This window comes from Solibacillus sp. FSL K6-1523 (assembly GCF_038005225.1).
Taxonomy (GTDB): Bacteria; Bacillota; Bacilli; order Bacillales_A; family Planococcaceae; genus Solibacillus.
In genome coordinates, this window is record NZ_JBBOSU010000001.1 from 2,186,076 (window position 1) to 2,199,975 (window position 13,900).

Annotated in this window: 9 protein-coding genes; 3 read left to right on the forward strand and 6 right to left on the reverse strand. The window is 37.6% G+C overall.

The genetic code is table 11. The features are described from left to right. Positions 1-3: 3 nt before the first annotated feature. The 5 genes from MHI10_RS10400 to MHI10_RS10420 all read right to left on the reverse strand — a co-directional run bounded on the left by MHI10_RS10400 (position 4) and on the right by MHI10_RS10420 (position 7,768). Entirely contained in the window at positions 4-714 is a 711-nt protein-coding gene (locus MHI10_RS10400; protein ID WP_340785226.1) for a hypothetical protein, read from the reverse strand. A gap of 225 nt (positions 715-939) precedes the next feature. After that, a complete protein-coding gene (acnA, locus tag MHI10_RS10405) occupies positions 940-3,645 on the reverse strand; it encodes an aconitate hydratase AcnA (RefSeq protein ID WP_340785228.1) in 2,706 nt (901 codons plus the stop codon). Between the two features lie 232 nt (positions 3,646-3,877). Next, complete coding sequence (locus tag MHI10_RS10410) at positions 3,878-4,711, reverse strand: DUF2785 domain-containing protein (protein WP_340785231.1); 834 nt, start codon at positions 4,709-4,711, stop codon at positions 3,878-3,880. A gap of 459 nt (positions 4,712-5,170) precedes the next feature. Then, complete coding sequence (locus tag MHI10_RS10415; protein WP_340785233.1) at positions 5,171-6,622, reverse strand: vWA domain-containing protein; 1,452 nt, start codon at positions 6,620-6,622, stop codon at positions 5,171-5,173. Positions 6,623-6,646: 24 nt separating this feature from the next. Further along, on the reverse strand, positions 6,647-7,768 hold the full coding sequence (locus MHI10_RS10420) for an AAA family ATPase (RefSeq protein ID WP_340785237.1): 1,122 nt from the start codon (positions 7,766-7,768) through the stop codon (positions 6,647-6,649). A 308-nt stretch (positions 7,769-8,076) separates the two neighbouring features. Here MHI10_RS10420 and MHI10_RS10425 point away from each other — a divergent pair, with 308 nt between their 5' ends. Further along, on the forward strand, positions 8,077-10,014 hold the full coding sequence (locus MHI10_RS10425; protein ID WP_340785239.1) for a right-handed parallel beta-helix repeat-containing protein: 1,938 nt from the start codon (positions 8,077-8,079) through the stop codon (positions 10,012-10,014). Positions 10,015-10,087: 73 nt separating this feature from the next. On the opposite strand, the gene MHI10_RS10430 is transcribed toward MHI10_RS10425, so the two are convergent. Beyond that, positions 10,088-11,155 (reverse strand): DUF4085 family protein, encoded by a 1,068-nt coding sequence (locus MHI10_RS10430; protein WP_340785242.1) that lies wholly within the window; start codon positions 11,153-11,155, stop codon positions 10,088-10,090. A 794-nt stretch (positions 11,156-11,949) separates the two neighbouring features. Here MHI10_RS10430 and MHI10_RS10435 point away from each other — a divergent pair. Both MHI10_RS10435 and yfkAB read left to right on the forward strand, forming a co-directional pair. Beyond that, positions 11,950-12,693, forward strand: a complete 744-nt coding sequence (locus MHI10_RS10435) for a DUF4184 family protein (RefSeq protein WP_340785244.1) — start codon at positions 11,950-11,952, stop codon at positions 12,691-12,693. 71 nt (positions 12,694-12,764) lie between these two features. After that, entirely contained in the window at positions 12,765-13,874 is a 1,110-nt protein-coding gene (yfkAB, locus tag MHI10_RS10440) for a radical SAM/CxCxxxxC motif protein YfkAB (protein ID WP_340785246.1), read from the forward strand. The last annotated feature ends 26 nt before the right edge of the window (positions 13,875-13,900 follow it).

The following is a 13,900-nucleotide window of genomic DNA, read 5'->3' on the forward strand; positions in this document are numbered from 1 at the left end:
CAATTACTCTTTTGTAAATTTCACTTCGGGTATACCCGTTATGCGAATGGTTTGATCCTCTTTTAGTTCTATGACTGCAAGTTTCACACCAATCTCTCCACTTGCATCTTTCACATCAAGTACTCCATTTGCATCAAGGAATTCATTAACTACTTGTTTTTCACCATCATATACAAGCAAACTTCCTTTCCCTATAAGGTAACCTAGAAGAATAGGTTCAACAATATATCTACCTGGTTCTATGTCTATTCCTACTGTCCAATTACCAGTAGATAAATTTAACCTTAATAATGGTGTTTTAGCAGGGGTTAATATTAATTCGTTTAATCCTGAAACCTCAATTTTCTGCCCTTCATATAAATCAAGCGTTACTGATGCGACACCAATTTCATTTGTAGCATCTAATATTTCATGAACTATTTGTACTTCCCCATCATATATGGAAAAGTTGCCATCTCCATTTCCAGTTAAAACATATCTTCCAACCGACACATCTTTGCCTACTTCAAAAGTTCCAGCATTAATTTTTGTTTCTTTTGCAGATGAGTTATCTCTAGTTAATTTACCTTCCTTGACATCTTTATTCTGCTCTGTGTCTAGGGGATTTTCCGTTTGGGTTTCTACTTCCCCTTCACTTTCTATTTCTTCTTTTTGGCATCCTACTGATATGATTGAGACTCCAATCAATAGAGTTGCTAACCATTTCTTTTTCATTGTATAACCTCCTTGAATATTACAATTATAACATTCTTTATATTCCAATATTTCGAAAATTATTGTACAAACATTCATATTTCTATAAAAGTTTAACGAAAGAATCCATCCTAATGATGTAAAAGTTCTAATATGGTTTCTCATAAAGTACCTGCTAGCTAAGAACCCATAAAAAAAGGTAAAGTCAATTAAGACTTTACCTTCTTTTTCTATCAATAGAATGGCTTATTGTTGTGCAGCTTTAGCACGTAATACCATTTGTAGGATACCGCCGTGACGGTAGTAATCTACTTCTACTTCAGAGTCAAAACGAGCTAACGCTTTGAACTCAGTTACTTTACCTTCTGGAGAAGTTGCAGTTACTGTTAAGATATCACGTGGTTTCACATCATCAGTTAAGTTAACTGAAATTGTTTCGTCACCTTTTAATCCTAAAGCATCAGCAGAGTCGCCAGCCATGAATTGAAGTGGTAAAACACCCATCATTACTAAGTTTGAACGGTGAATACGCTCATAAGATTGTGCGATTACAGTTTTAACGCCTAGTAAGAATGTACCTTTAGCAGCCCAGTCACGAGATGAACCCATACCGTAGTCGTTACCAGCTAATACTACTAAACCAGTGCCAGCTTCTTGGTACTTCATGCAAGCGTCATAAATGTATTCAACTTCACCAGTTGGCCAGTAAGTAGTGAAACCACCCTCTGTACCTGGAGCAACTTGGTTACGGATACGGATGTTAGCGAAAGTACCGCGCATCATTACTTCGTGGTTACCACGACGAGATCCGTAAGAGTTGAAGTCGCGAATTGCAACGCCATTTTCGATTAAATATTTACCAGCTGGTGTATCTTTACCGATTGCACCTGCAGGAGAAATATGGTCAGTTGTGATTGAATCACCGAACTTCGCCATTACGCGTAAACCGTCAAGACCTTTGATTGCTTCTGGCTCTTTAGAAAGACCCGTGAAGAATGGTGGGTTTTGAATGTAAGTTGATTTTTCATCGAATGTGTAAAGAGATTCAGTTGAAGTCTCGATTGCATTCCATTTTTCATTCGCAGTGAATACTGTTTCATATTCTTTTTGGAATAATTCACGCGTAACTACTTTGTTTAATACAGCATTAACTTCTTCAGTTGTTGGCCAGATATCAGCGAAGAATACTTCTTTGCCTTCTGGAGTTACAGCGATCGCGTCTTTTTGTAAGTCGATATCAACAGTACCAGCTAAAGCGTATGCAACTACTAGTGGTGGTGAAGCTAAGAAGTTAGCTTTTACTAGTGGGTGTACACGGCCTTCGAAGTTACGGTTACCAGAAAGTACTGAAGTTACGAATAAGTCATTTGATTTAATCGCGTCTTCGATTTCTGGAAGTAATGGACCTGAGTTACCGATACATGTTGTACAACCGTAACCAACTGTGTTGAATCCGATTTGATCAAAGTATGCTTGTAAGCCAGAATCTTCTAAGTAACCAGTTACTACTTTTGAACCTGGTGCTAAAGAAGTTTTAACCCATTTCGCAGGTTTAATGCCTAACTCAACTGCTTTTTTAGCTACTAAACCAGCTGCTAAAAGAACGTATGGGTTAGATGTATTTGTACAAGAAGTGATTGCAGCGATTGCTACAGCACCAGCTGGAACTTCTACAGTACCTTCTGCAAAGTTAGCAGGAGATTTTTTGTCGAATTCAGCTTCTGTTAAACCGAAACCTTGAGTTCCTTGAGGAGCTACTACAGATGAACGGTAAACAGATTTCATGTCAGTTAAAGGAATTAAATCTTGTGGACGTTTTGGACCAGAAAGGTTCGCTTCGATATCAGCAAGGTTAATTTCTAAAACTTCAGTGTATACAGGCTCTAAAGTTGCATCAAAGAACATGTCATTTGCTTTTAAGTAGTTTTCTACAACAGCGATATGCTCTTCATCACGGCCAGTTAGACGCATGTAATTTAATGATTCTTCGTCAACTGCGAAGAAACCACAAGTAGCACCATATTCTGGAGCCATGTTTGAAATTGTCGCACGGTCAGCAAGTGGTAAACCAGGTACGCCAGGTCCGAAGAACTCAACGAATTTGTTTACTACACCTTTTGCTCGTAATACTTGAGTAACTTTTAATGCTAAGTCAGTAGCTGTTGTTCCGTTTGGAAGTTCGCCTACTAATTTAACCCCGATAACTTCTGGGATTGGGAAGTATGATGGTTGGCCAAGCATACCAGCTTCAGCTTCGATACCACCAACACCCCATCCAAGAACACCGATACCGTTGATCATTGTTGTATGTGAGTCAGTACCTACTACTGAGTCTGGGAATGTTTCGAAAGTGCCATCAGCATTTTCTTTAACGTGTACGATTGGTGCTAAGTACTCTAAGTTAACTTGGTGTACGATACCAGTTGCTGGTGGTACAGCGCGGAAGTTATCATAAGAAGTTTGCGCCCATTTTAAGAAGTTATAACGCTCAGCATTACGCTCGAACTCAAGGTCCATGTTCGCATTTAATGCAGCAGCATTACCGTATTTGTCAACTTGTACTGAGTGGTCAATTACAAGGTCAACTGGGATTGCTGGGTTAATTTTGTCTGGGTCGCCACCCATTTCTTTCATTGCAGAACGTAGAGAAGCTAAGTCAACTACTACTGGTACACCAGTGAAGTCTTGTAAAACTACGCGAGATGGTTTGAATGGTACTTCTGCTTCAGTGTTTGCATCTTTACCCCATTTAGCTAATTCGTTTACGTGCTCTTCTTTAATTACGTAACCGTCGTATTGACGTAATACTGATTCTAATAATACTTTGATTGAATAAGGTAGGCGTGATACGTTTGCGATACCAGCTTCTTCAATAGCAGCTAAACGGAAGTAGTTATAAGACTTACCGTTTACTTCAAATGAAGCGCGGCTGTTGTGTAAGTTTTGTGCCATTTTGGTGTTCCCCCTAAAGTTTCATAATCGAAAAGGCTAATTAAGTTCTTTTCTCCAACGCCTATGATAGCGCATTCTTCGACATAAGTAAATTGCATTATTATTATCTTTTGCGATAAGTTTTAATTATGACCCATCGGAAATACAAAATTATTCTACAATAACATCATTTATTATCGGTTGTCTCGAATTCTCTTCATTCTTCTTTATCATTTTGCATTAATTATTATTTTTACGATAGTCTTAGCCATTGTTGAATAAAGCTGGATACCGTATCCCGTAGCTTGTCCGATTGCTTCGAGAATTTCAAATAGAAGTAGAACGTTTTCATCATATTTAACAGGTTTGTCCGCGCTTTAAACCACATTGCATCATAGCCACGCTCATAGGCAACCATTTCTAAACGGTCAAACAACTGCGTGGTCCATTCATTAAAAAGTGCATCCTCAATCCCTTTTGCCATAAGTGCCATAACAATTTTCGTAAATCGCTCCTCTTCGTCGTCTTGAAATACATAGCCCTTCCACAAGTTTGTACGAATCGCTTGTAAAATATGTGACGTAAAACGAATATGAAAATGTGGATGCCCGATAATCGCACAAAGAAGATCGGCTGTATGTGCGATACTATGTGCCCAGCCCGTTGTTTCATCTATATAGCTGCGAAAATCTTGTTCTTTCTCAAAAAGCTGGATCGCAGCAATTGTAAGATGTTCTACTTCTTCAGCTGTTAAAATACCAAGTTGACGATCCGCGTTAACGATAGCCGTTAAAAATAATGCAGAATATGAGCGCTGGATGACTGCCGATGGATTCGTTGTAGTAATTTCAAAAAGCAAACCTTTTTCTGCACCCAAATAATCAACATAATGATGTAAAATAGTTGCCGGTATAGTACTTTCAGATAGTAATTGAATAAATAGGCGGTAATTTTGCTGATCTCGAATAGCTGATTCCATATGACCTACATTCATCAAAATCGTATCAAAAATTGCATCTTGTCCTTTTACGAACTGTGCCCGCTGCTCAGGTAAAGCCTCTAGTAATGTCGAATAATCTGTAAACAAAAAAATTCCTCCTCAAACAATTGCTCATGCTTATTGTAAGAGACATTTGATTGTTTGACTATATATGTTTAATAAAAAAATCCAATAATTAAAAATCCTTTTTGAAAAAGGTGGAGTTGATTTCCATTTCAATCATGTATAAATGTCGTAGAATCTCTGTTCCTTTAGCACAAAAAATGAAGGCGTATTTGATTTTCCCAATTCGGAGGGTAACCTATTTTCCGATGACGTCGCCTCCCACGGCAGCGACGCACTTAATTGAGGAAGCTTTTTAGAACGGAAATACTTTAAAATAGGCTGGCCTTGCACAAAGCACAAAGATGAGTCGTGTAGATTTGTGACAACAAAGCTGTGCGCCTCATGTGCTTAGCCAGCCTAAACTAGCAAATACTTTATCAGAATACTTACAATGAATAGGTAGAAACTTTTGTTGAATTTATATAGATTGTAAAGGTAAAGTTAGAAAACAAACGCATCCTCCGCTTCAAATAGCTCATTTACTTCCATTATATGATCCGAAAATCTTTCGACTAACGTTAAATCTACGGCATTAAATAAATTCGTTAACACAATAGCCGAGCATTCAAATTGTTTTTGCTTTTTGATTTCATTAAATTCATCGATAAAGCTCGTTGGTAAAAAGCTGGAGCCATCCGTGACAAATAAAATATCCGCCTTATTAAACTCATTTTTCAATAAAATATTCAATGCTTCTCGCAACGGGTGTTCATAGTTAGTGCCGCCACCTAAAAAACGTTCGCTAAAATCCATAATTTGTTGGGATGTAGCTTGTCCTCTTTTAAAGAGTTGTACTTCCCCAACACCACTTGCAAATGGAATAATGGCGAAATCTCTCTTTTGCTGCCGTGCAATCATAAGGAGCGTGATGCAAAAGGCTTTACTTTGCTCTTTTATCGCGTTCATCGAGCTGCTTTCGTCCATGCAAATAATAATCGGTCCTCTCCCATTCTTCTCTTTCCCTTTTGTATCAAAGATAAACGTTTGTTGTTCCCCATAGCGCCGTAAGAAATCAAGCTTACTCGAGGGTAAAATAAAGTTTGCAAGCTCCGATGGCAACAATCTCGAAACTTCCTGACCAATCGAAATATTTTGCCGCGCCATCGTTTGTTTTTCCTTCATCTTGTGCTTTTTATGCGCAATTTTTTTAAAACGTCCGACCATTTCCGCAATGAGGAGCAAGCTTTTATGCGCACGAATTTTTTCAACTAATTCAAATTGATCTGTTAAAAGCAGCTGCTCTACTTTTTTCCCGTCCATCGTCCCTACAGCTACAATGGCATTTTTCGTGTGCAGAACTTTACTTTTATTGCTTGTAATGATCGAGCTAATAGAGACATCATCAAACTGGTTGATTTGGTTTTTTAGCTCTTCACGGGCTTGTCTAATTCTTTTATTTTCTTTTTCGATGTCTTTTTGAAGGTGATATTGGTGGTATCTCGCTTCGTCTGAAAGTGTGGTGCCAGATTGGCTTTTTCGTAGTTGATTGAGTTGATTTTGGATTAATTCTTTTACATGCTCGGCTGCCCTTTGTTGCTGCATCACTTGCGATTTTTGAAGGGTTGCTATCATTTGCTCCACCACTCCGACTGCCGTTAAAACACTGAGTAGTTCGTCGCCTTTCGTTAAAGTGTGCCAACGCCTGTACGCTTCATTTTTCAATAAATTGATGATAAAATCATGTTGGATTGCATCCTGTTCCATCACGTCTTTTACTTGCGGCTGTAATGCAAAAAAAGCCGTCCAGCAATCCCCAACTAAATTCGTAAAGCCTGGTAACATTTGCTCTCCTTCCAAACAGCATTCCCGCAGCATTGTCGCCATTTTTAGCAACGCATTAAAGCGCAATTGCTGATCCGTTGAAATATCAAAAATCGAATGACTATACAGCACCGGTCTCCCTCCTTCCTCTGTTACTTAAAAACCAATGACTTCTGTCGTCATTTGAAGTAGTCGTTTATGCATATCATTTTTTAATGTTTGTAATTCTGGACGGTTCGGTATTTGGCGATTCATATTTTGCACTTCTATAAATAGCGTTTTCCCTTGCATAAGGAGCTCGCTCAAAGCGGTACGTGCAAATGGCGTCTTGCTCATCATCGTGCTTTGCGCATTCATTAAAATTCCTTCAAACTCATATTGTACACGGTGAATGAACGTTTCGACTGTATCAAAAGCCAGCTCATGAATAATTTCTTCTGTCCTCATTTTTTGATCAACCGTCTCCCATAATACATTCGCCAAAATGAGGACATCTTCCTGTTGGACTTCCATTCGGCTTGCCATGTAGGCTTTTGCTTTTAAAATGGATAATGATTGTTTAAAGCGGCGATCTGACGGGCGAATCCCTTCGTCATAAAGACCTTTGCGTATTTTCGCAATCGTTTTGTAAATCGTGTCTGAAATATGAATACGCGAAACATACGCTTGATGATTGGAAAGTTCCTGAAGTGTCATTTTTGGAATTCGTATCGGTTGCTCATCTTTTAACATCGCAACAAAGGCTGTATCTTCACGAATATAATTTACTTCATAACGCAATAAAAAACGGTCAAAAAGTGCCTCTAAGCCTTCCCCGTCCTCAATGTATTCATTCGAAGACCCGACTAATGTCATTAATGGAGAGGCAATCGGAACGCCGTTATTATAGTAAACACGCTCATTAATTAACGTTAATAAGGAATTTAAAATAGCTGAATTAGCCTTAAAGATTTCATCAATAAAAGCAAAATGAGCTTCTGGCAACATACTTTTTACATTTCGTTTATAAATGCCTTGCTCTAAATCTTTCAATGACAACATTCCGAAAAGTTCTTCGGGTGTACTAAACGGTGTCAATAAATGCTGAAAATAATGGCTATCTTCTACAATTTCACCGAGCATCGCGGATAACGCACTTTTCCCCGTCCCTGCAGGACCAATAAACAAAATATGTTGTTTTGAAAGAAGTGCAGTCAATAACGCCTCTATTTCAACTTCACGGTCAAAAAATTTCTCATTTAAATGTTGCTGGATCACAAGTAATTGTTTATTTAACATACGAAACGCCCCTTCCCTTCAAAACCGCACCTTAAAAGTGATTCAATGGTCCGCTTTACTAAATTTTCACTTCTCTAGCGCTTTTTAAACATTTATATGATTTTTTTTGTCCATTCATTATTGAACACTCTGATTTCCTCGCTATTTTTTTAATAAATGGACTCGCTTACACATATAAAGGTAAAACTGTAGTTGATACGTAATTAATGCTATTTTGCGATTTAAGCATCTAAATTTTCATCAACTTGATTAATTTCAGTAAAATTAGTGAATATAAATGGTAGAGCATGACGAGTAGGAGGTTTTTTATGTCAATAATTAAAGTATCTACTTCTATTTTTTCCAAAATAAAAACGGTAAAACGCGCATTGGAAAAAGCACAGGGAGGCGATCAAATCCATCTTGCTGGTGGAAAATATAAGGAATCTATCACAATACTTGAGCATGTTACGATATGCGGTCATGTGACAAATCCTGTATTCGTTGAAGGGGTCATCATTATTCCAAAATCGGGCCATGCAACACTCGAAAATATGGCGATTTATCCAACGATGCAAATTTTAGTAGAAGGTGAACTTACCGTCAAAAACTGTACATTTAATGGCTTATTGTCTAATGTTATCCTCTCACTCAACAGCGGAAAGGCAACGTTTGTAGACTGCACCTTCTCCAATGCAAACGACATCGCAATTGCCCTAATCAATCAAAGTCATGCATCATTTATACACTGTACATTTGACAATAATGAAAAAGCACATCTATTAGCAGAAAATTCGACCGTTGAAATTAAAAATAGTGAATTTTCAAATGCACGTCATGCGATATGGGCAAAAACGCAGTCGCATATTTCAACCGAAAATGTCAAAATTCATAACCATTCCGGCACACAAATCATTGTTCAAAGCGAGTCTACGTTAACCGATTGCGGAAGTACGATTGAGCATGGAGATGGCAATGGGATTTATGCAACTGAACATACATTGGTCACGCTTACCGAAACAACGATGCAACATCATCACTTGCCACAATTATGGATTCAAAAGAGTAAATTTCAGCTCGATCGTTGCTTCATTCAACACGGGCAGGAATCTGGATTAATGCTAAGGGAATTCGCTGAGGGAACCATTTCAAATACGCTTTTTTCCTCCCACAGCATTGCAAATATTCAGCTGACAATGGAATCGTTGCTTCACATGACAGACTGCCAAATCATAAACTGCCAAGGCGTGGGCGTACAAGTGCGGGAAAAATCAATTCTTAATTTTAGTCAAACAACCTTTGCAGCGAATGTCTTATCGCAATTATTTGTCACGGAAAAATCGATTTGCTCGTTAAAAGATTCCACGATTAAAGATGGCAAGCAAGTGGGAATCTTCGTGGAAAAAGAGGCTTCTGTATCGGTCGTCGCAAGCGTCATAACTAAAAACGACAATTCAGGAGCCACGGTCATTGGTGCAGAATTAGTGATGATGGAATCCGAATTAAGGAACAATAAAGGCAATGGGATACTCGCTGCCAATCAAGCCAACATGACGATTGAAAACTGTCAATTTCAAGACAATTCCATGCCGCATATTGCAGGTAAAGAACAGGCAAACGTAGCTATTTCGAACAGTGAGTTTACGGGTGGGAAAAGCATTTTTATGTTGGAAGATTGTCAGTTGAATGTACATGATTCCACATTCAATAATGCTTTAGGTACACAAATTGAACTTGTTGGTCGGACGAAAGCAACCATTCATCGTTCAATAATTAGCGGCGGTACGGGTAATGCCATTAAAGTGCTGAAGGATGCGTCCCTCGAAATTTTTGAAAGTCAAATTTCCGCGCATCAAATGCCACAGATCGTCATTAATGATAGCTCACTCATTTTTAAAAATAGTGAGTTGCTGCAAGGCGAGCGCAATGGATTCATTATCGAAAATAATGCGGAAGCGTTCATCCAAGATTCGTTTATTTCCAACCATAAGTACTCGCAAATTTGGATGGACACAGATTCCACCGTCGAGCTTTCTGCTACTCAAATTACAGAAGGTCATGAATCGGATTTTTATGTACAAAACCACTCTTCTCTTCATGCGACCGATTGTATCATTCAAAATGAGCGTTTTAACTACAATGTGCAAGCGATTAATCATTCCAAAATTGAACTTGTTCGAACATCCGTTGAAAATTCATTTGGAGAAAAGTTTTATAGTGAAAATAATAGCCTCATCTCCCATACGTTTGATGAAGTGAATGAATAAGGTATTTTTTTTAGGTATTCATTAAAAACCAAAAGGCTGTTCAATCGTAGAACGTTTTTGAACAGCACTTTTCTTATTCCCTAATCCATTTCAGTTTTACATCATCTTCTAAACAACCGAGTTGATTGAAATGGCTCGCTATAATGTCAAAATAAATATTTTCATCTGCATTTACTTCGGCTTTACGTAGCGCATCATTAACGATATACGCGACATCCTCACCTAGTGCAAAAATTGTGTTGAAGGCACGTACGCGTATATTTTGGTCTATATCAAACAGAGCAAATAACAACTCATTAGTCGGAATTGGCTCACTAAAATGAGCATATGGATCTTCATAAGTTGCACAATAAATACGCTCTATTGCCTCCTCAAAGGTATCACCTAGTAATTCCCCCCCAGCAAAAATCCCCTTGTCCGTTTGCGAAAGATGAGCCAAATTAATTTCTTCAAAGTCCATATCTTTCACAATATAGTATTTGTCATTTTCGTTTAACGCCATAACATATGCATCCCAAGTAGTAACTTCTCCTGGTTCAGTATAAATTGCTGGACGATACAAGTATTTTGCTGTCACATCTTTGAAGAAAATCGTCCACTGCGCATAAGGGCTACCAAAACTAGATAAAACTCGTAATGCAAATCCCCCCTCGTTCTCAATTAGTTCGTCATACACATAATAGCCTTCAAGCTTCCCTTCTGTTTGTGTATCATGGAAAACTAACTGCACAATTGACTCGACTGTAAACCCACCACTCATATCTAATAGAAGCTTAAAATTATTTCCATGTTGCTCCGCATTTAAAATTTCACCATCATGCAAAGATTGTAAAAAAATAGTTTGTGCAGATGGATTAAAGCGTTCAACAATGGCTTTACGCTTGTCATGTATCGCATTCCCCTTTGTTGTGAACTCCTCCACTGTCACATTGCACCATTCTTCAAACTCTTCCATTAAAATAACATTTCGAAACAGAGTTCGTTCAATAATTCCTGGCAGAAACTTTTGTGGTAAGACAACCATAAGCCTGGTTAGCTGCTCATATAGAATATCTTCAAATTCAGCATCAGGCTCTTCTTCAAATGGGTATGTAAATGCTGCGTCGAATTCTTCCTGTCGTTTACTTGTTAAGAAAAACATCATTTCACTCCTTTTAAGTGAGTATACCATTCTAAGACCGTAGCTACGAAATCTTGTTTGCCATTGAAATTCTTGAATAAAAAATGCTCTTATTACGCTAAAAATCGGTAGAAATAACACTGTAAATATTGGTGTGAAGTTCCATTTTTTTGATACAATGAGAAAATAAACGAGGTGAATTATGCTGTTATATTTTACATTTGACAACGAAATGCAATTATACTTTTTTATTTTAACTTTAATACTTACCTCCAAATTTCTTCTTCTTGCAATTTTTAAACGAAAAAGGCAATTACTTGAATTGATATCGAATGCATTTTTGCTTCTCTTTCTAATTACTGTCATTGTTCTTGAAAGAGAAGTTATTTTTTATCGTTTTAATTTTGTTAGCGTTTTTATTGTATTGATTCTAATTGTGTACTCTATTTACTTTCTTTTTCAGATTTTTAAATACACGAAAAAAGTACAAGATTAATGACGTACAAATGACGCGATGGGCGAACAAATTAAAAGTCGTCTAGACACACTATATTGATCCTATTCATCTTAGTAAAATTAACCGAAATAATAGTAAAAGGACTTAGTTTTCATGTATAAACTAAGTCCTTTAATTGTTTAAATAATTGCTAATGTATGGACCTATATTCCGTTATTACTAAATAGGCTTATATTCTAGAAAAACCTGCAAACGATTTTACAATAATGATATAATGCTTTATTAGCGCGGACCTTGAGTATCATCGAATCGATTCTTGTTCTTACAATCTAACCAAAACATGAAGGAGTTTAATCTAATGCCATTAACATTCGCACATCCAGCTGCCGTATTACCTTTCTCTAGAAAAAGCAAATACATACATTTCCCTGCACTCGTTTTAGGTAGTATGGCACCTGATTTTGAATATTTTTTAAGAGGGCAACCAGTCGGAGCAATTGGGCATACCTTTTCGGGATTTTTGACTTACAATCTCCCTCTCGTTGTATTCTTTTATTTCGTTTATCATTTCTTTATTCATCGAACGCTCTTTGATCATTTGCCAGTAGCCTTGCAAGACCATACAAAAGGGCGTTTGCATACGAATTACGCACTAAGAGTGAGCATTTTTATGTATTGTGCTTTATTAGGAATGTTAACGCATGTAACATGGGATTCTTTTACACATAAATATGGCTATATGGTTCAGAAATTCCCTACGATTTTAGCAAATACGTTTACAATTTCCGGTTTTGATATCCCATTGTATAAATTTTTACAGCATGGGAGTACATTATTCGGATTAATTTTAATCGTGAGTTATTTGTATGTTAGGGCTTCATCACAAAAACAAAAAAAGACGAACATCCAGACGAAACAAAAACTCTTCTTTTGGCTATCTCTTATACTTTTAACACTAGTCATCGTATTTTTCTGGTATATCATCGACTATATTTCAATTTTAAGTTACGGAATCGTTGTCGTTCGGATAATCGATTCATTTTTTATTAGTTTATTTATTACATCACTATTTTATAAATATGTACTAAAAAGAAAGGAATAATGACTGCCTTTCATTTGCAAAGTACTCAATTTATGAGAAAATAGATTGTTAGAAAGGAAGATGTACAAATTATGACCACTTTAACTAAAATCACGCCGAGCTACGATCCGTGGGAAGCGTATTTAGATATCGAAAAACATGGGCAAATGACCCTATCGAATATTGAATTTACAACGACGAATCTTTGTAATATGCGCTGTGCACATTGCGCGGTCGGTTATACGCTCCAAACGAAAGATCCAGACGCTTTACCAATTGAGCTCCTAATACAGCGCTTAGACGAAATTCCACATTTACAAACGCTCTCTATTACTGGGGGCGAGCCAATGATGAGTAAAAAGTCGATTCAAAATTATGTATTACCATTACTAAAATATGCGCATAAGCGCGGCGTCCGAACACAGATGAACTCCAATTTAACGATGGACGGTGCACGTTATTTAGAAATTGCGCCGTATTTAGATGTACTACATATTTCGCATAACTGGGGAACGATTGAGGAATTTGTGGAGACTGGCTTTGCGATGATGGACCGAAAACCAACTGTGGAGCAAAGAGCGGCCCTGTTCCAACGCATGATTGATAATTCAAAAATGCTTGCAGAAAATGGCGTGATGGTATCCGCTGAAACGATGCTTAACAAAAAAACATTGCCTTATTTAGACCATATTCACCGCCAAATTGTGGAGGAAATGAAGTGCGCAAGACATGAAATTCACCCTATGTACCCTTCTGATTTCGCCTCTACCCTTAGTTCGTTATCTCTAGAAGAAACACGTGAAGCGATTCATCAAATACTCGATGCGCGCGATGAAAATACGTGGATGTTATTTGGGACGCTCCCATTCTATCCATGTAGTTCAAATGAAGAAGACCAAAAGCTATTACAAAGGCTACGTGAGGCAAAAAACGTCACATTACGTAATGATCCCGATGGGCGCTCGCGTTTAAATATTAATATCTTTACAGGCGAGGTCATCGTGACAGACTTTGGCGATACGCCAGCACTTGGCAATATTCAAAACGATTCTCTGCCAGCCGTATTTGATAAATGGCTTGCTACAGACATTGCGAAAAGCTTAAACTGCCACTGTCCTGCTGTAAAATGCTTAGGCCCTAATGTGTTAGTTAAAAATATGTATTATCAAGATGAAGCTTTTATTAGTGGTTCTGCTAAATAAATAAAACGAAGCCGCAAGTGTAAGGA

What these genes read in the sequence shown, in the direction of transcription:
- MHI10_RS10400 (WP_340785226.1), bottom strand. Translation starts at nt 714, where the DNA reads ATGAAAAAGAAATGGTTAGCAACTCTATTGATTGGAGTCTCAATCATA.
- acnA (WP_340785228.1), bottom strand. Translation starts at nt 3,645, where the DNA reads ATGGCACAAAACTTACACAACAGCCGCGCTTCATTTGAAGTAAACGGT.
- MHI10_RS10420 (WP_340785237.1), bottom strand. Translation starts at nt 7,768, where the DNA reads ATGTTAAATAAACAATTACTTGTGATCCAGCAACATTTAAATGAGAAA.
- MHI10_RS10425 (WP_340785239.1), top strand. Translation starts at nt 8,077, where the DNA reads ATGTCAATAATTAAAGTATCTACTTCTATTTTTTCCAAAATAAAAACG.
- MHI10_RS10430 (WP_340785242.1), bottom strand. Translation starts at nt 11,155, where the DNA reads ATGTTTTTCTTAACAAGTAAACGACAGGAAGAATTCGACGCAGCATTT.
- MHI10_RS10435 (WP_340785244.1), top strand. Translation starts at nt 11,950, where the DNA reads ATGCCATTAACATTCGCACATCCAGCTGCCGTATTACCTTTCTCTAGA.
- yfkAB (WP_340785246.1), top strand. Translation starts at nt 12,765, where the DNA reads ATGACCACTTTAACTAAAATCACGCCGAGCTACGATCCGTGGGAAGCG.